Origin of the sequence: Roseomonas sp. KE0001, from assembly GCF_016107285.1 — a bacterium.
In the GTDB taxonomy this organism is placed as follows: domain Bacteria; phylum Pseudomonadota; class Alphaproteobacteria; order Acetobacterales; family Acetobacteraceae; genus Pseudoroseomonas.
In genome coordinates this window covers 121,726-138,492 of record NZ_RCVQ01000001.1, presented here as the reverse complement: position 1 = coordinate 138,492, position 16,767 = coordinate 121,726, and the positions used below count along the sequence as shown (strand labels likewise).

Here is a 16,767-nt window from a genome sequence, read left to right as displayed (position 1 = left end):
TTGCTGCATTGCAACACTCCGTTGCGAAAGGCGAGCGCTGGCCTCGCGGCATCATCCGGAAAGGGGACGGCGGAATGAGACAAGCTGTGGCAGACGCCCTGGCCATGCTGCGGCAACGTGGCACCGCCGCAGTCCGCGGAGCCGGCTTCATCCCCGCCATCCAGGGGCTGCGCGGCATCTCCGCCGCCGCAGTGCTGATCGTCCATATCTGGTTGATCGCCAAGCATGCCGGCATGCTGCCCTGGTCCTTCCCCGCCTGGCTCGATTTCACCCTGCCGACACTGGGCCAGGGCGTGAACCTCTTCTTCATCATCAGCGGCTTCCTGATCCCGGCCAGCCTGGTGCGGCACGGCAGCACGCGGAAGTTCCTGGTGGACCGGGTGTTGCGGATCATGCCGCTCTTCGTGGCCCTGCACCTGATGGTCTTCAGCCTGGGGCCGCTGATCGGCTACAAGGAGTTCCGCGGCATGCCCGCGGGCGAGTATGTCGAAACCTTCCTGGCCAACCTCTTCTTCCTGCCGCCCATCACCGGGCATTTCCTGGCGCAGCAGAACTCCTGGACCCTCACCTACGAATGGGGCTTCTACCTGCTGGTGGCGCTGGCCTTCCTGGGCCTGTCCGGTCGGCGCCCGCTGCTGCTCGGCGCCGCCCTGCTGGCCGGCGTCCTGGCGGTGCTCATCAGCCCCTTCGTGCTCTACTTCGTCCTCGGCATGGGCTTCGCCTTCCTGCAGGTGAAGGTCCGCCTGCCGCGTGCCCTCGGCTGGGTGGTCTGGAGCCTCAGTCTCGTCCTGTTCTTCTATGCCAGCCAGTATATCGGCTCCGGCATCGGGGTGCCGCTCGGCTTCCTCGTCTATGGCATCCTGCTCGATGCGGGGAGCGGCCCCGCGCGGCTGATGTCCCGCCCGGTCTTCCAGTATCTCGGCCGCATCAGCTACAGCCTCTACCTGATCCACCCCTTCGCGCTCTTTCCCTTCGCCTTCCTGGCGCGCTGGGTGGGGCAGCACGGCATCAGCATGCAGAGCTGGTTCCTGTTCTACCTGGTTGCCGGGCCGGTGGTGGTCTTCATCGCCTCGGAGCTCAGCTACCGCCTGATCGAGGTCGGGCTGCGGCGGCGCATCGCCGGCTGGATCGACGGCCGGGCGACCCGGCGGCTGCCCGTGACCCTGGTGCCACCCGCCGCCGAGGCGCCCGCCTTCAAGCCGCCCGCCTTCAAGCCGGCGGAGTGACCGGCTCCTCCAGCGTGGCGTAGCGGCAGAGCACGCTGCCATTGTCCCAGCTGCGGCATTCCAGGAGCCGCAGTGGCCGGGGCGGCGGCCCGGGCGGAAACAGGCGGATGCCGTTGCCCAGCATCAGCGGCATCGTGAAGACGGCCAGCCGGTCCACCGCCCCGGCCATCAGGAAGGCGTGGATGGTGCGGGCCCCGCCCACCACCCAGACCCGGCCCGGCATGCGCCGCAGCCCGGTGATCAGGTCCCGCGAGCCGCCGAACCAGGGCTCGACCAGCTCCGGCACCGGCGGATGAAGGGCGGTCGAGGTCAGGATCAGGCTGGGCTTGCCGAGATAGGGCCAGACCCGGCCGGCGCGGATCTGCTCATAGGTGAAGCGCCCCATCACCAGGCTGTCCACCTCCTGGAAGAAGGCGTCGTAGCCGTAATCCTCCGCCTCGAAGGCGTTCAGCCATTCCACGCCGCCGGAGGGCGTGGCGATGAAGCCGTCCAGGCTGACGGCGATGAAGAGATGGAACTCAGCCACGCCCCGGCCCGCCGGGCGCCGTCTGCCCCGGCATCGGGAAGCGCGCCCGCAATCTGTCCATCAGCCTCTGGCCGAAGTCGCGCACCGCCGGTTCCGGGCGGGTCAGGAGCCGCTCGGCCATGCTTCCCAGGAAGCCGGGCGAGCCGGTCTCGGCGGCGCGCCGGAACCAGTCCAGCGCCGCCTCTTCCTGGCCTGCCTCCAGCGCCAGGCTGCCCATGTTGAACTGGGCGCGGAACTCGCCCGCCGCCGCCGCCCGGGCATAGAGCGCCCGCGCCGCCGCCGGGTCGGGCGGGCCCGCCCAGCCGGCCTCAAGGTAGCGGCCCAGCACGGTCATGGACTTGGCGTGCCCCTGCGCCGCGGCGCGGCGGAACCACGCCAGCGCCGCCGCCCGGTCCTGCGGCAGCCCCGCGCCGCGCGCCAGGAGGGTGGCGAGATTGTACTGCGCCCAGTCGAAGCCCTGCTCCGCCGCCTGCCGATAGAAGGTGGCCGCCCGCGGCAGATCGGCCGTGGTGCCCCAGCCCAGCTCGTGGCAGCGGCCGACCATGGTCAGCGACGGCAGATGCCCCGCCCCGGCCGCGACCTGGAACCAGCCCAGGGCGCCGCGCCGGTCCTCGGGGACGCCGCGCCCTTCCAGCAGGATCTGCCCGTAGAGGAACTGCGCCTCGACCATGCCGGCGCGGGCGGCTGCGGCGATCCAGCGGGCCGCCTCGGCCGGCGGGCCGGAAAAGGCCCGCGCCAACTGCTCGGCGCTGGCCTCACGCACCTGCGCCAGCGAGATCGGCGACGATGATACGACTTCGGAACGGGACCGCATGCGTGACCTTATGCTGCGCTGCGGCACGGATCACAACATTTCCTGACCGCGCCGCCATCACGTGCTGCGGCGCAGCGTCCCGCCCTGCTTCACCCGCCCGGGCAGCGGGTGCCCGACCACCGTCTCGGCCAGCCGCCCGGCCTCCGCCAGGGCCTCGAGGTCGAGCCCGGTCTCGATGCCCGCCTCGGCGCAGAGCAGCGCCAGATCCTCGGTGCAGAGATTGCCCGCGGCCCCGGCGTGCTTCGCGAAGGGGCAGCCCCCGAGTCCCGCCACGGCGGCATCGAAGCGGGTAACGCCGAGCCGCATCCCCTCCCAGGCATTGACCATGGCCAGGCCGCGCGTGTCGTGCAGGTGCAGGGACAGTTCCAGCTCCGGCCACTTCTCGCGCACCGCGCTGACGAGGCGGCGGATCGACGGCGGCGTCGCCCAGGCCATGGTGTCGGCGAGCGAGATCACCGGCCGCTCCAGCCCCGCCCCGCCGGCCAGGGCCAGGATCGCGGCGATGCGGTCCAGCACGGCGCCGACCGGAACCTCGCCCTGAAAATTGCAGCCGAAGGCCGCCATGATGGTGGCGCGGGCGAAGGGCACGCGGTGCTCGGCATAGAGCGCCATCAGCGCCGCCGCGGCCGCCAGGTCCTGCTCCCGGTCACGGTTCTGGTTGCGCCGGCCGAAGACCTCGGAGGCGGAGACCGAGACGCTGCCGTCGATCGTCAGGTTCGGCGCCACCAGGGCGCGGAGGAAGCCCTTGGCGTTCAGCCAGAGCGCGCCATAGGCCACGCCCGGCGCCGGTTGGAGCCCCTGGCAGACCCGCTCGGCATCGGCCATGCCGGGCACCCGGCGCGGATCGACGAAGGAGACGGTCTGGATCCGCTTCAGCCCGGTCCGCGCCAAGGCGTGGATCAGCGCCAGCTTGCCTTCGGTCGGGATCTCGCCCTTCTCGAACTGGAAGCCCTCGCGCGGCCCTTCCTCGCGGATCTCGATGCGGGCGGGGAAGCTCATGCCGCGGCCTCCCCGGCGGCGGGCGCCAGCACCCCGTCGCGGCGCAGCGCCGCCCGCTCCGGCTCGTCGAGGCCCAGGCTGGCGAGCAGGGCCTCCGCCCCCTCGCCCACCGCCGGCGGCTGCCGCCGCAGCCCCAGCGGCGCGGTCTCGAAATGCAGCGGCGTCATCGGCAGGGGCCGGGTCAGGCCTTCGGCCAGGCGCGTCTCGCCCATCACCCCGCCCGACAGCAGCTGCGGGTCCTCGAAGAGATCCTCGGGATGCGCCACGGGCGCGCAGGGGATGCGCGCGGCGCGGCAGCGGCGCAGCACCTCCTCCACCGGCATGGCGGCGAAGATCCGCTCCAGCTCGGGCATGATCCGGGTCCGGCCGGCGACGCGCTGCGCATTGCTCGCCAGTTCGGGATCGGCGCCGAGCGCCTCCAGGCCGAACTGGGCGCAGAGGCGCTGCCAGTGCTGGTCGCTGGTGGCGCCGACAAAGACCTGCCCGTCCCGCGCCAGGAAAACGTCATAGATCGCCCAGGTGATGCGCCGCGCCGTCATCGGCGGCACGCGTTCGCCGGCGATGGCGCCGGCCGCCATGTGCTGCCCGACCATGAAGGCGACGCTCTCGAACAGCGAGGCCTGCACCCGCTGCCCGAGCCCGGTGCGCTCGCGCTGGCGCAGCGCCGCGAGGATGCCGACCACGCCGAAGACGCCGCCCATGATGTCCACCACCGAGGTGCCGGCGCGCAGCGGCCGGCCCGGCAGGCCGGTCATGTGGGCGAGGCCGCCCTGCATCTGCACCACCTCGTCGAGCGCCGGCAGGTCCTCGTAGGGGCCGGGCAGGTAGCCCTTCAGCGCGCAGTAGACGAGGCGCGGGTTCAGGGCCCGCAGCGCCTCCCAGCCGAGGCCGAGCCGCTCCATCGTTCCGGGGGCGAAGTTCTCCACCAGCACATCCGCCGTCGGCACCAGCCGCTCCAGGATGGCCTTCCCGCGCGGGTCCTTCAGATCCAGCGCCAGGCTGGCCTTGTTGCGGTTGTAGGTGGCGAAGAAGCCGATGCCGAAGCCGCCCAGGCGACGGGTGCGGTCGCCCTCCGGTGGCTCGATGCGGATCACCTCGGCGCCGAGATCGGCCAGCACCACGCCGCAGGTCGGGCCCATGACGGTGTGGCCGAAGTCGAGCACGCGCAGCCCGGCCAGGGGCAGCTCAACCGGGGGCAGCCCTGCCGGCGGCTCGCCTGGCTGGTCGCTGGCGGGAGAAGCTTGGCTTGACATGGCACCGTTCCGTTGGACAGAATGTCGTTCTGTTTTCAAGTCTGGAACCCGATCGCATGTCCGTCAAGCCGGAAGCGCCCGCCGAGGGGGTCGGCGCGGTGGACCGCGCCCTGTCCATCCTCGCCGCCTTCCGCCCCGGGGAGGCGGGCCTGACCCTGGCCGAGCTGTCGCGCCGCACCGGGCTCTACAAGAGCACGCTGCTGCGACTCATGGCCTCGCTGGAACGGGCGCGGATGCTGGTCCGGCCGGGCGAGGCGGCGGTCTGGCGGCTGGGGCCCGCCCTGGTGAGGCTGGGGCTGATGGCCGAGGGAGCGGAAGGGCCGCTGCGCGCCTTCGTGCCGCCGGTGCTGCGCGAGCTGGCCGACCGGACGGGGGAAAGCGCCAGCTTCTACATCCGCGACGGCCAGGCGCGGCTCTGCCTGCTGCGGGAGGAGGGCCGGCACCTGGTGCGCGACCAGCTCCTGCCCGGCACCCGCCTGCCGCTCGACCGCGGCGCGGCCGGCCATGTCCTGCGCGGCGAGGGGGGCGAGCTGGTGGTGACCCTGGGCGAGCGCGACCCGGAACTGGCGGCGATCGCCGCGCCGGTGCGGGGCCCGGGCGGCCGGCTGCTCGGCGCCCTGACCCTCTCCGGCACGGCGACCCGGCTGGGCGATGCCACGCTGCGGGCGCCGCTGGAGGCCGCGGTGGCGGCGGCGGCGCGGCGGCTCAGCCAGGATCTCGGCGGCGGCTGAGGCGCCTCAGAAGTCCAGGTCGGCGTAATGCGGCGGCGGGTTCGTGCCGCTGACACGGTCGGCCAGCAGGGGGCGGAAGGCCGGGCGGGACTTCACCCGCGCATACCAGTCCTTGGCGGCATCGTTCAGCGACCAGTCGAGGTCACCGATATAGTCGAGCGCCGAGAGATGCGCCGCCGCGGCCAGATCGGCCAGGGAGAGGAAGTTGCCCGCCAGCCAGAGCCGCGTCTCCGACAGCCAGCCCAGATAGTCGAGATGCGGCTTGAGGTTGGCGTAGCCGGCGCGCAGGGCCCCGGCATCGGGGTTGCCGCGCCCCATCAGCCGCTTCATCTGCTTCTCGTAGAGCAGATTGTCGGTGACCTCGCGGGCGAACTTGCCATCGAACCAGGCGACCAGCCGGCGGACTTCCGCCCGCTCCCCCAGGGTCCGGCCCAGCAGCGGAAGGTCGGGATAGGCCTCGTCGAGATATTCGCAGATGGCGTAGCTGTCAGCCAGAACCAGCCCGTTCTCCTCCACCAGCACCGGCACAGTGCAGCCGGGGTTCAGGGCCAGGAACTCTTCCCGCCTCTCCCAGACCCGCTCGATGCGCAGCTCGAAAGGAATCCGCTTCTCGCTCAACACGAGGCGCACCTTGCGCGCATAGGGGGAGAGGGGAAGATGGTAGAGGATTCTCATGCAAACAGCCGGACCGTGATGGGGGCCGCGCTTATCGCATGCGCGACCCCCGGGGGCTAGGCGAACATCACGGGAAGTTGCAGGATATTACCATTCCCGCCATCACTCGGCGGCGATGGCGACATCCTCCATCGGCCGCGGCAGGTACTTGGCGAACTCCTTCGGCACGACGTGCCAGAAGCGGTCCCGCTCCACCGCCCAGTCGTTCAGCAGCCGCGCGGCGAGGCGCGAGCCGGTTTCGGCGGCATGACGGGCGATCAGCTCGCGCAGCATCCCCTCCCAGTGCGCGGAGCCCAGGCGGCGCCAGAGCAGCGTGTCGGGATTGACCCGCTTCTCGAAGCTTTCGTCGGCGTCATAGACGAAGGCCTGGCCGCCGGTGAAGCCGGCACCGAAGTTGTCGCCCACCGCGCCCAGCACGACGACGACGCCGCCGGTCATGTACTCGCAGCCATTGGCGCCGACGCCCTCGACCACCGTCGTGGCGCCGGAGTTGCGCACGGCGAAGCGCTCGCCCGCCTGGCCCGCCGCGAACAGCTCGCCCGCCGTCGCGCCATAGAGGCAGGTATTGCCGACGATGGCGTTGTCGCTCCAGACCAGCGGCGAGGAGGGCGCCGGGCGGATGACGATGCTGCCCCCCGAAAGCCCCTTGCCGACATAGTCGTTGGCATCGCCCAGAACCTCGAGCTTCAGCCCGCGCACGGCGAAGGCGCCGAGCGACTGGCCCGCCGAGCCGCGCAGGCGCACCGTCAGATGCCCCGCCTGCAATCCGCTCATCCCGAACTTGCGGGTGATCTTGCTGCTGATCTTGGTGCCGATGGCGCGGTGCGTGTTGCGGATGTTGTAGGCGAGCTGCATCTTCTCGCCCCGCTCGAACAACGCCTGCGCATCGCGGATCATGTCGGCGTCGAGCGTCTCCGGCACCTCGTTGCGGCCCTTCAGCGTGCAATGGCGCGGATAGGGGCCGGCATCGGCCTGCACCAGCAGCGGGTTGAGGTCGAGGTCGTCGAGATCCTCCGCGCCGCGGCTCACCTGCTGCAGCAGGTCGGTGCGGCCGACCACATCCTCCAGCCTGCGGAAGCCGAGCCCGGCCAGGATCTCGCGGATCTCCTCGGCGATGAAGGAGAAGAGGTTGATCACCTTCTCCGGCGTCCCGGTGAACTTCTTCCGCAGATCCTCATCCTGGCTGCAGACACCGACGGGGCAGGTGTTGCTGTGGCACTGCCGCACCATGATGCAGCCCATGGCGACCAGGGACGCGGTGCCGATGCCGAATTCCTCGGCGCCCAGCATCGCCGCCATCACCACGTCGCGCCCGGTCTTGAGCCCGCCATCGGTGCGCAGCCTGATGCGGTGGCGCAGCCGATTCAGCAGCAGCACCTGATGCGTCTCGGACAGGCCCATCTCCCAGGGCAGCCCGGCATACTTGATCGAGGAGACCGGCGAGGCGCCGGTGCCGCCGACATGGCCGGAGACCAGGATCGCGTCGGCCTTGGCCTTGGCCACGCCCGCCGCGATGGTGCCGATGCCGGAGCGCGCCACCAGCTTCACGCAGACGGTGGCCTCGGGATTGATCTGCTTCAGGTCGTAGATGAGCTGCGCCAGATCCTCGATCGAGTAGATGTCATGGTGCGGCGGCGGCGAGATCAGCGTCACGCCCGGCGTGGAATGCCGCAGCTTCGCGATCAGTCCGGTGACCTTGAAGCCGGGAAGCTGGCCGCCCTCGCCCGGCTTCGCGCCCTGCGCCACCTTGATCTCGATCTCGCGGCAGTTGTTGAGATACTCGGCGGTGACGCCGAAGCGGCCGGAGGAGATCTGCTTGATCGCGGAGTTGGCGTTGTCGCCATTGGGCCGGGGCCGGGCGCGCTCGGGGTCCTCGCCGCCCTCGCCGGAATCCGAGCGGGCACCGATCCGGTTCATCGCGATCGACAGGGTCTCGTGCGCCTCGGGGCTGAGCGCCCCGAGCGAGATCCCGGGCGCGATCAGGCGCTTGCGGATCTCGGTGATGCTCTCCACCTCCTCGATCGGCACCGGCTTGCGCCCCGTCATGCGGAAGTCGAGCAGGTCGCGCAACGCCACCGGCGGCAGCTTGCGCACGCCCTCGGAGTAGCGCTTGAAGATCTGGTAGCTGTCCGTCTCCACCGCGCTCTGCAGCATGTGGATCAGGCTGCCCTCGAAGGCATGGGCCTCGCCGCGCCGGCGCAGCTTGTAGAGGCCGCCGACCGGCAACACCGCCGCCTCGCCGCCCCAGGCCTTCGCATGCAGCGCCAGCAGGCGGCGGGCGATGCCCAGCAGGCCGATGCCGGAAATCCGCGACTGCGTGCCTGGGAAGAATTCCGCGACCAGCGCGCGCGAGAGGCCGATCGCCTCGAAGTTCATGCCGCCGCGATAGGAGGAGAGCACCGAGATGCCCATCTTGGACATGATCTTCAGCAGGCCCTTGTCCACCGCCTTGCGGTAGTAGGCCACGCAGTCCTTCAGCGACTTGTCGCCGAACAGCCCGCGCCGGTGCCGGTCCGCGATGCTCTCCTGCGCCAGATAGGCGTTCACCGTGGTGGCGCCGGCGCCGATCAGCACGGCGACGTAATGCACGTCCATGCATTCGGCGGAGCGGACGTTGAGGCTGGTGAAGGTGCGGAGCGAGTTCCGGACGAGATGCGTGTGGACCGCGCCGACCGCCAGGATCATCGGGATGGCGGCCCGCTCCGGCCCCTGGTTCTCCTCGGTCAGGATGACGTGGGCGCAGCCGGAGCGCACGCCCTCCTCCGCCTCATGCCGGATGCGCTCGATGGCGCGGCGCAGGCCGCTCTCGCCCTCCTCGACGGGGAAGGTGCAGTCCACGAAGCAGGCGGTGCTGCCCATGTACTCGCACATCGCGGCGAACTCGGCATTGGAGAGCACCGGGCTCTCCAGCTGCAGCATGTCGCACTGCGTCGGGTCCTCGTCGAGGATATTGCCGAGATTGCCGAGCCGCGTCTTGATCGTCATCACCCGCGTCTCGCGCAGGCTGTCGATCGGCGGGTTGGTGACCTGGCTGAAGGTCTGCCGGAAATAGTGGTGCAGGCCGCGATAGTGGTTGGAGAGCACGGCGACGGGCGTGTCGTCGCCCATGCTGCCGATGGCCTCGGCGCCCTCCTCCGCCATCGGGTGCAGGATGGTCTCCAGCTCCTCCAGCGTGATGCCCATGGCGAGCTGGCGGCGGCGCAGGGCCTCGCCGGTGATGGTCGGCGTCTCGTCCACCTCGTTGCGGACGATGCCGTCGATCTTGGTGGTGCGGCCGACCCATTCGCCGAAGGGATGGCGCGCGGCCAGCATGTCCTTCAGCGCGCCATCGGCGTAGAACTTCGCGGCGTCGAGATCGACGCCGATGCACTGCCCGGGGCCGACGCGGCCCTTGGCGATGATCTCGGACTCCGCGACCTTCACCATGCCGGTCTCGGAGCCGACGATCAGCAGCCCGTCGACGGTGACATTGTAGCGGATGGGCCGCAGCCCGTTGCGGTCGAGGCCCGCGACCACCCAGCGGCCATCGGTCGCGCAGACCGCCGCCGGCCCGTCCCAGGGCTCCATCACCGCGTTGCAGTAGAGGAAGAGGTCGCGATGCGCCTCGGGCATGGTGGCGTTGCTGCCGATGCTCTCCGGGATCAGCATGGCCTTGGCCATCGGCGCGTCGCGCCCGCCCCGCACCAGCAGCTCGAAGACATTGTCCATCGTGGCGGTGTCGGAGCCGCCCGCCTGCACCACCGGCTTGATGTCCTCCATGAAGGGATCGAGCAGCGGATGCGCCAGCCGCGTCTCATGGCTCTTCATCCAGTTGATGTTGCCATGGACGGTGTTGATCTCGCCGTTGTGCGCGAGCATGCGGAAGGGCTGCGCCAGGCGCCAGGTGGGGAAGGTGTTGGTCGAGTAGCGCTGATGATAGATGGCGAAGCGGCTGACGAAGCGGCTGTCGAGCAGGTCCGGATAGAAGTCCGTCAGGTTCTCCGCCAGGAACATGCCTTTGTAGATCATCGAGCGGCAGGAGAGGCTGCAGAGATAGAGCTCCGGCACCTGCGCCGCCAGCGCCTGCTTCTCGATGCGGCGGCGGATGACGTACATGTCCCGCTCGCAGGTCGCGGCGTCGCGCTGCTCCGGGTCCCAGATCAGGATCTGCTCGATCTCGGGCCGCGTCGCATTGGCCTTCTCGCCGATGCAGGAGACGTCGATCGGCACCTGCCGCCAGCCATAGATATGATAGCCGGCGTTCAGGATCTCGGTCTCGACGATCTGCCGGCACCGCTCCTGGGCGGACAGATCGGTCTTCGGCAGGAACACCATGCCGACCGCGATGCGGCCCGGGCGCAGCCGGTCGCCGCCGCGCTCGACGACCTCGGCGAAGAAATCCTGAGGGATCTCGATGTGGATGCCGGCGCCGTCGCCGGTCTTGCCGTCGGCATCCACGGCGCCGCGGTGCCAGACCGCCTTCAGCGCGTCGATGCCGGACTGCACCACGTCGCGGCGCGGCTTGCCGTCCAGCGCCGCGACCAGGCCGACGCCGCAGGCATCGTGCTCGGTCAGGTCCAGATGCGCGGCGCCGGCCAGGGTGGCGGCGTTGCGGGCGTAGCTCTCGGCGAACGCGGCGCCGTTCTCGAAACCGTCCATGGAGGTCACTCCGCAGCCATCGCCGGCGAGGTCTTCGCCAGCACGTACTTCTCGATCTGCTCGGCCACGTCCCGGCCGTCCCGGATGCCCCAGACCACCAGCGAGGCGCCGCGCACGATGTCGCCGGCGGCGAAGACGCCCGGCAGGTTGGTCATCATGGTCCGGCGGTCGATCACCAGCGTGCCCCAGCGGCTGACCGTCAGCGCCGGCTCCCCGAACATCGTCGGCAGGTCCTCCGGATCGAAGCCCAGCGCCTTGATCACCAGCTCGGCCGGCTCGTCGAAGGCGCTTCCGGGGATGGGCTCGACCTGCTGGCGGCCGGTGGCGTCGGGCAGGCCGAGATGCATCCTTACCGCCCGCACCGCGCCGACACGTCCGGCCTCGTCCTCGACGAAGCCCTCGGGGGCGGAGAGCCAGGCGAAGCGCACGCCCTCCTCCTCCGCATTGGCCACCTCGCGCAGCGAGCCCGGCATGTTCGCCCTGTCGCGGCGATAGAGGCAGGTGACGCTCGCCGCGCCCTGGCGGATGGCGGTGCGCACGCAGTCCATCGCCGTGTCGCCGCCGCCGATGACGACGACGCGCTTGCCGGCGGCGTTCAGCCGGCCGTCCTCGAACGCCGCCACGCTGTCGCCCAGGCCCTGGCGGTTGGAGGCGGTGAGGTAGTCGAGCGCGGGCACGATGCCGTCCAGCTCGCCGCCCGGCCCGCCGATGTCGCGCGCCTTGTAGACGCCGGTGGCGATCAGCACCGCGTCGTGCCGGCCCCGGATCTCCTCCAGGCTGACATCCTCGCCGACGCGGCAGTTGAGCACGAAGTCGATGCCGCCTTCCGCGTATTGCGCGTGCCGGCGCAGCACCACCTCCTTCTCCAGCTTGAAGTTGGGGATGCCGTAGATCATCAGCCCGCCGACGCGGTCGTAGCGGTCGTAGACCGTGACCTTCCAGCCGCGCAGCCGCAGCCGCTCGGCGGCGGCCAGGCCGGCCGGGCCGGCACCGATGATGCCGACCGAATGCCCGACCTCGCGCGCCGGCCGGGGCGGCTTCACCCAGCCCCGCTCCCAGGCCGTGTCCGTGATGTACTTCTCCACCGCGCCGATGGTGACGCTCTCGAACCCCTTCTCGATGACGCAGTTGCCCTCGCAGAGCCGGTCCTGCGGACAGACGCGGCCGCAGATCTCGGGGAAGGTGTTGGTGGCGGCGGAGACCTCGTAGGCCTCCTCCAGCCGCCCCTCGGCGGTCAGCTTCAGCCAGTCGGGGATATTGTTGTTGAGAGGGCAGTGGATCGAGCAGAAGGGCACACCACACTGGCTGCAGCGGCTGGCCTGCTGGCCAGCCCGCTCGGCGCTGAAGCGCTGGTAGATCTCGCCGAAATCGGTCCTTCGCGCCTCCGCCGGGCGCTTCTCGGGAGTCTGTTGCGACAGGCGCACGAATTGCAGCATGCGTTCGGCCATGGGCGCGGTGTCCTTCGGGCAGGAAGGCGGTCAGGGGCAGGGGCGGCAGCCATGCGGCACCGCGTCACAGCAGGACATTTGCCATATCCCGCGCGCCTCAGGCGAGTCCTAATTCGCCATAAGGTCAGTAATGCTGTCTTTCTTTCGGCGAGACTTCCAAGGTCTTTTACGGAACCGTATCGCATTACCAAGACAAACGTCCGATTCGGCCCTATGAGGTCGAAGACCGTTCCCGCCCGCCATCCGGCCGATAGGGCGCCAGGTAGCCCGGCACCACCGCCTCCATCGCCACCGGCCGCAGGCCCAGCGCCGCGAATCCGTCTGCCTCCGGGGAGACCACATTGTCGTGCCGCAGCAGGGCGAGCTGATCGCGGGTCAGCGGCGCGCCCGGCAGATGCTCGCCCAGCCTGGCCTGCAGCCGCGCCAGGCCCTCCGGGACCGGGAGGAGGCGGCGCGAGCGGCCGGTGACTTCCAGCACATAGCCCATCAGCTCCCGGAAGGTGGCCACCCGGGGCCCGCCCACCTCGAAGGTGCGGCCGGCGAAGGCGCCCCCTTCCGCGGTCCGCAGGATGGCCTCGGCGACATCCCCCACATGGACGGGCTGGAAACGCGTGCCGCCGCGGATGACCGGCAGGACCGGCAGCCACCGCGCCATGGCGGCGAAGCGGTTGAAGAAATGGTCCTCCGGCCCGAAGATGATGGACGGCCGCAGGATGGTCGCCTGCGGAAAGGCCGCCCGGACCGCCGCCTCCCCGGCGGCCTTGCTGCGCGCATAGGCGCTGTCGCTTCCCGGATCGGCGCCGATGGCGGAGACCTGCACCAGATGCGCGACGCCCTCCTGCCGGGCCGCAGCGCCGATGCGGCCCGGCAGCTCGCCCTGCAGCCGCTGGAAATCGCCCCGGCGCCGCTCGGCCAGGATCCCGATCAGGTTGACCACCAGCCGCGCTTCCCGCACCGCCCGCGCCAGCGCCGCGTCGGACCGCAGATCCGCGGTCCAGGGCACCACCTGCCCCAGCCGGCCCTGGGTGGACAGCGGCCGCACCGCCTCCGGATTGCGGGTGACGATCCGGCACTCATAGCCATCCCGTGCCAGGCGCGGCACCAGATGCCGCCCGATGAAGCCCGCGCCGCCGAACACCACCGCCAGTTTCCGACCCATCATCCGCGCTCCTGCTTCCCTTCTGGAACGATATGGATGCCGGCGGCCGGCGCAAGGCCACGCCACGACGAGGGGGCATATCCGCGTGATCTCCGCGCATTCCGCTTGGCGAATGGCCTCGGGCTTTGACCCCCTCCCCCCCGGGCCTTATATGCAAGGCCACCGGGGTGGGCGGCGGGCTGCCCCCGCCCATCCGCCATGCCCCGACCGACTGACAAGGTTGCCGATGCCGCTCCCGCTGATGCCGAAGGCCACCGCCGTGTGGCTGATCGAGAAGACCTCCCTCAGCTTCGAACAGATCGCCGAGTTCGTCGGCATGCATCCGCTCGAGGTCCAGGCGATCGCCGATGGAGAGGTCGCGCAGGGGATCGTCGGCTATGATCCGATCCAGAACGGGCAGTTGACGCGCGAGGAGATCCTCCGCGTCGAGGCCGATCCGAATGCCCGTCTGCGGCTGCTGGAAAGCGCGCTGCCGGCGCCGAAGAGCCGGGGCAAGGGCGCGCGCTACACCCCCGTCTCCAAGCGCAACGACCGTCCGGACGCCATCGCCTTCCTGCTGCGCAACTTCCCGCAGCTGTCCGAGGCGCAGATCGGCAAGCTGCTGGGCACCACCAAGGACACCATCGCCAAGGTGCGCGATCGCACCCACTGGAACAGCGCCAACATCAAGCCGCGCGATCCGGTGATCCTGGGCCTGTGCAGCCAATCGGACCTGAATGCCGCAGTGATGGCGGCGGGCGGCAACCCCGCCGCCCCGATGGCGCCACCGGAGGACGAGGACGCGGCCTGAACAGGCCGCCGGCGCCTGGACCGGGGCGGAGCGGCAAGCTCTGCGGACAAGAAAAAAGGCCGGGGCATTCGCCGCCCCGGCCTTTTTCATGCGCCTCCTTGCCAGAAGAGGGCCTCAGCGCCGGCGCGGCGCCGCGGCCGGCTTGGGCGCCTGGGGCAGATCCTCCTCGAGCACGGTCAGGTGGATCGAGTAGGAGACCTCGCCGTCCTCGGCATCCCGGTGCGCCGTCCCGATCACCTCATCCTGCACGGCGACCTCGACCGAGAGGCCGGGCCGCGCCGGCTTCACGAGTGTGACCCTGTCGCTGCCGAGAATACGCCGCAGATAAGCCTGCACCCGCGCAATGTCCGTGGCGTCCATGCGGTGCCATCTCTCCTGTTCATGGAATAGGTCGGCCCGGGCCATGCGGCCCCGCCTCTTCGCTCCGCCGGACGGCGGGCAACCGCCCGTCGCCGCAGTGGGGTTACGTGGTGAGGTCACGTGGTGCGGGCCGGGTCGGGCTTCCATGCCCCCTGGCCATGGATTTGTCACGACCCCTTGCGCGCCGCCGGACCGGGCGCGCCGGAACGGAAAAGCCCCTGTGGCCTCGCGGCCACAGGGGCGGTTCAGGTCAGCGCTCCGATCAGCGGCCGGGGCGCAGCCGTTGCATCTCCTCCTTCAGACGGAGTTTGGCGAGTTTCAGGCGGCCAAGAGCACCGGCATCCGGTTGAGGCCTGTTGCCTTCCTCGGCGATCTGCCTCTCCAGATGGGCATGACGCTCCTGCAGGCTGCGCAAGCGGGGCTGTTGCATCATCGGCACGCGATCCTCCAATCGGTTGGCGGGCTCACGGAGCCGGCCGGGAGCCTTGTCGGGCCTCTGCCCGACCGGTTCCTCCGCGAGGCAGGGCCGCCGTAGCGCCCGTACCGTCCAGCCGGCCGCGGTGCCGGTAAAGCGGCGACCGCGCGCAACAGACGACAGAGCATGCTGTGCGGCCATGCCTGGACATGATATGGCGCATTCCCGCCCGGATGCGACTCAAACCGAACACAACTCATGAGGCTCACCCTGGCCGACCGCGACAGCCTGCTCCGCCGCCTGCACGAGCTCCGAAGCGAGCATCGTGACCTGGACACCGTCATCGCTCGCCTGGAATTGTCCTTGCTGGACCAGCTTCAGCTCCAGCGCCTGAAGAAGCGCAAGCTGAAGCTGAAGGATGAGATCGCCTGGCTGGAAAGCCGGCTGGTGCCCGACATCATCGCCTGACGCCGGGCGGCGGCGGGTCGTTCCCGGCGCCCTCCCCGGTCTTGCCCGCCGACGAATGCCCGCAAACGAAAAGGGGCGCCTCGCGGCGCCCCTCCTGTTCCGGCCGAAGCGTGCTGCTTAGCGCAGCACGATCTCGACGCGGCGGTTCTGCGGCTCGCGCACGCCATCGGCGGTCGGGACCAGCGGGCGGCTCTCGCCGAAGGCCTGCACGACGATGGAGGAGCGGTTCACGCCCAGACGGACCAGCTCGGCCGCCACGGCGTCGGCGCGACGCTGCGACAGGCGCTGGTTGTACTGCGGCGAGCCCGAGCGGTCGGCGTGGCCGGCCACCTCGATGCGGGTGCTCTGCACGCGGCCGGCGTTCTGCGCCGCCTCGGCGATGATCTGCCGGGCGCGCTCCGTCAGGTTGTACCGATCCCAGTCGAAGAAGACGAGATAGGTGCGGGCCGGGGCCGGGGCGGCGGCGGGAGCCGGAGCGACCGGAACCGGGGCCGGCGGGACCGGCTGGTTGAAGGCGTAGCGCAGGCCGACGAAGACCGAGTGGTTGTAGTTGTCGACCTTGGCGTCGCGGTTGCTGGTCACGGCGCCCGCGGTGTTGCGGGTCACGGTGCTCAGCTCGGGGCGCAGCGTGCCGAGGAAGCGGTACTCGGCGGTCAGCGCCAGGCCGGGAACGGCGGCGATCGGGAAGGCCGCGCCGGCGATGCCCTGATAGGCGAACTGACCCTCGTTGTCGTCGGTCGTCACGCTGGACAGACCCGGGCCGCGGCTGCGGACGGTGTCATAATCGGTCCAGGCATAACCCACGCCACCGCCGACATAGGGAACGACCGGCAGGCCGAGGTTGAAGTCATACAGCACGTTGGCCATCGCGCCGTAGGTGCGGGCGGTGCCGCCGATCCGGGGCAGGGTCGTGCTGCCGAGCGTCAGCTTGCCGACGTCGTTCTGACGGTAGTTGCCCTCGATCTCGGCGCGCAGGCCGTTGCCGAAGCCGTAACCGATGCTCAGAACACCGCCGAAGCCCTCGTCGAACTCCGCCTTCAGGTCCTGGGCGACGCCGCCGGTCCCGATATCCGTGTCCTGCAGATGGTTCCAGCCAGCACCCGCACCGATGTAAACACCCGTGACCGGCGTCTGCGCCTGAGCCGCGAGCGGCAGCGCCAGAACGGTCGCCGCCAGAAGCGCCTTCTTGAGGCTCATTAGAAATCTCCTCGATCCACCAGAGGCATGCTCGCTGCGCGCATCCGCGAAGAAGTCCTTCGAGTCCG

At 70.4% G+C, this 16,767-nt stretch carries 15 protein-coding genes; 4 read left to right on the top strand and 11 right to left on the bottom strand.

Going from position 1 to position 16,767, the window contains the following annotated elements:
* Positions 1 to 86: 86 nt before the first annotated feature.
* A complete protein-coding gene (locus D9598_RS00585) occupies positions 87 to 1,226 on the top strand; it encodes an acyltransferase (protein ID WP_198364460.1) in 1,140 nt (379 codons plus the stop codon).
* On the opposite strand, the gene D9598_RS21545 is transcribed toward D9598_RS00585, so the two are convergent.
* The 4 genes from D9598_RS21545 to D9598_RS00565 are packed head-to-tail and all read right to left on the bottom strand — an operon-like array spanning position 1,210 to position 4,818.
* The gene (locus D9598_RS21545) at positions 1,210 to 1,752 is read right to left on the bottom strand and encodes a dihydrofolate reductase family protein (RefSeq protein ID WP_198364459.1); all 543 of its coding nucleotides are present in this window, start codon (positions 1,750 to 1,752) and stop codon (positions 1,210 to 1,212) included. The genes D9598_RS00585 and D9598_RS21545 overlap by 17 nt on opposite strands.
* Entirely contained in the window at positions 1,745 to 2,566 is an 822-nt protein-coding gene (locus D9598_RS00575; protein WP_198364458.1) for a tetratricopeptide repeat protein, read from the bottom strand. Before D9598_RS00575 ends, D9598_RS21545 begins: the two co-directional genes overlap by 8 nt.
* 57 nt (positions 2,567 to 2,623) lie before the next feature.
* Complete coding sequence (locus tag D9598_RS00570; protein ID WP_198364457.1) at positions 2,624 to 3,565, bottom strand: hydroxymethylglutaryl-CoA lyase; 942 nt, start codon at positions 3,563 to 3,565, stop codon at positions 2,624 to 2,626.
* Complete coding sequence (locus tag D9598_RS00565; protein WP_198364456.1) at positions 3,562 to 4,818, bottom strand: CaiB/BaiF CoA-transferase family protein; 1,257 nt, start codon at positions 4,816 to 4,818, stop codon at positions 3,562 to 3,564. The genes D9598_RS00570 and D9598_RS00565 overlap by 4 nt, the downstream gene beginning before the upstream one ends.
* A 56-nt stretch (positions 4,819 to 4,874) precedes the next feature.
* Here D9598_RS00565 and D9598_RS00560 point away from each other — a divergent pair, with 56 nt between their 5' ends.
* The gene (locus tag D9598_RS00560; RefSeq protein ID WP_198364455.1) at positions 4,875 to 5,549 is read left to right on the top strand and encodes an IclR family transcriptional regulator; all 675 of its coding nucleotides are present in this window, start codon (positions 4,875 to 4,877) and stop codon (positions 5,547 to 5,549) included.
* Between the two features lie 6 nt (positions 5,550 to 5,555).
* Here D9598_RS00560 and D9598_RS00555 read toward each other — a convergent pair whose 3' ends face one another.
* The 4 genes from D9598_RS00555 to D9598_RS00540 form a co-directional block, all read right to left on the bottom strand.
* Positions 5,556 to 6,224, bottom strand: a complete 669-nt coding sequence (locus tag D9598_RS00555; protein ID WP_198364454.1) for a glutathione S-transferase family protein — start codon at positions 6,222 to 6,224, stop codon at positions 5,556 to 5,558.
* 102 nt (positions 6,225 to 6,326) lie between these two features.
* The gene (gltB, locus tag D9598_RS00550) at positions 6,327 to 10,862 is read right to left on the bottom strand and encodes a glutamate synthase large subunit (RefSeq protein WP_198364453.1); all 4,536 of its coding nucleotides are present in this window, start codon (positions 10,860 to 10,862) and stop codon (positions 6,327 to 6,329) included.
* Between the two features lie 5 nt (positions 10,863 to 10,867).
* Positions 10,868 to 12,310, bottom strand: a complete 1,443-nt coding sequence (locus D9598_RS00545) for an NAD(P)-dependent oxidoreductase (RefSeq protein WP_198364452.1) — start codon at positions 12,308 to 12,310, stop codon at positions 10,868 to 10,870.
* 211 nt (positions 12,311 to 12,521) lie between these two features.
* Positions 12,522 to 13,472, bottom strand: coding sequence for a complex I NDUFA9 subunit family protein (locus D9598_RS00540; protein ID WP_198364451.1), 951 nt, complete (start codon positions 13,470 to 13,472; stop codon positions 12,522 to 12,524).
* A gap of 223 nt (positions 13,473 to 13,695) precedes the next feature.
* On the opposite strand from D9598_RS00540, the gene D9598_RS00535 reads away from it, so the two are divergent.
* Complete coding sequence (locus D9598_RS00535; protein WP_198364450.1) at positions 13,696 to 14,259, top strand: DUF1013 domain-containing protein; 564 nt, start codon at positions 13,696 to 13,698, stop codon at positions 14,257 to 14,259.
* Between the two features lie 114 nt (positions 14,260 to 14,373).
* Here D9598_RS00535 and D9598_RS00530 read toward each other — a convergent pair whose 3' ends face one another.
* Both D9598_RS00530 and D9598_RS00525 read right to left on the bottom strand, forming a co-directional pair.
* The gene (locus D9598_RS00530; protein ID WP_198364449.1) at positions 14,374 to 14,619 is read right to left on the bottom strand and encodes a DUF3126 family protein; all 246 of its coding nucleotides are present in this window, start codon (positions 14,617 to 14,619) and stop codon (positions 14,374 to 14,376) included.
* 262 nt (positions 14,620 to 14,881) lie between these two features.
* A complete protein-coding gene (locus tag D9598_RS00525) occupies positions 14,882 to 15,052 on the bottom strand; it encodes a YdcH family protein (protein ID WP_198364448.1) in 171 nt (56 codons plus the stop codon).
* 240 nt (positions 15,053 to 15,292) lie between these two features.
* On the opposite strand from D9598_RS00525, the gene D9598_RS00520 reads away from it, so the two are divergent.
* Positions 15,293 to 15,502: a DUF465 domain-containing protein gene (locus D9598_RS00520; protein ID WP_198364447.1), complete on the top strand. Its 210-nt coding sequence runs from the start codon at positions 15,293 to 15,295 to the stop codon at positions 15,500 to 15,502.
* Positions 15,503 to 15,619: 117 nt separating this feature from the next.
* Here the strand turns inward: D9598_RS00520 and D9598_RS00515 are convergent, their stop codons facing one another.
* Positions 15,620 to 16,699, bottom strand: a complete 1,080-nt coding sequence (locus D9598_RS00515; protein ID WP_198364446.1) for an OmpA family protein — start codon at positions 16,697 to 16,699, stop codon at positions 15,620 to 15,622.
* Positions 16,700 to 16,767: the final 68 nt, after the last annotated feature.

Excerpts from the sequence above, each read along its gene's own strand:
- D9598_RS00530 (WP_198364449.1), bottom strand. The coding sequence starts at position 14,619 with ATGGACGCCACGGACATTGCGCGGGTGCAGGCTTATCTGCGGCGTATT.
- D9598_RS00575 (WP_198364458.1), bottom strand. The coding sequence starts at position 2,566 with ATGCGGTCCCGTTCCGAAGTCGTATCATCGTCGCCGATCTCGCTGGCG.
- D9598_RS00570 (WP_198364457.1), bottom strand. The coding sequence starts at position 3,565 with ATGAGCTTCCCCGCCCGCATCGAGATCCGCGAGGAAGGGCCGCGCGAG.
- D9598_RS00515 (WP_198364446.1), bottom strand. The coding sequence starts at position 16,699 with ATGAGCCTCAAGAAGGCGCTTCTGGCGGCGACCGTTCTGGCGCTGCCG.
- D9598_RS00545 (WP_198364452.1), bottom strand. The coding sequence starts at position 12,310 with ATGGCCGAACGCATGCTGCAATTCGTGCGCCTGTCGCAACAGACTCCC.
- gltB (WP_198364453.1), bottom strand. The coding sequence starts at position 10,862 with ATGGACGGTTTCGAGAACGGCGCCGCGTTCGCCGAGAGCTACGCCCGC.
- D9598_RS00520 (WP_198364447.1), top strand. The coding sequence starts at position 15,293 with ATGAGGCTCACCCTGGCCGACCGCGACAGCCTGCTCCGCCGCCTGCAC.
- D9598_RS00540 (WP_198364451.1), bottom strand. The coding sequence starts at position 13,472 with ATGATGGGTCGGAAACTGGCGGTGGTGTTCGGCGGCGCGGGCTTCATC.
- D9598_RS00560 (WP_198364455.1), top strand. The coding sequence starts at position 4,875 with ATGTCCGTCAAGCCGGAAGCGCCCGCCGAGGGGGTCGGCGCGGTGGAC.
- D9598_RS00555 (WP_198364454.1), bottom strand. The coding sequence starts at position 6,224 with ATGAGAATCCTCTACCATCTTCCCCTCTCCCCCTATGCGCGCAAGGTG.
- D9598_RS00535 (WP_198364450.1), top strand. The coding sequence starts at position 13,696 with ATGCCGCTCCCGCTGATGCCGAAGGCCACCGCCGTGTGGCTGATCGAG.
- D9598_RS00525 (WP_198364448.1), bottom strand. The coding sequence starts at position 15,052 with ATGATGCAACAGCCCCGCTTGCGCAGCCTGCAGGAGCGTCATGCCCAT.
- D9598_RS00565 (WP_198364456.1), bottom strand. The coding sequence starts at position 4,818 with ATGTCAAGCCAAGCTTCTCCCGCCAGCGACCAGCCAGGCGAGCCGCCG.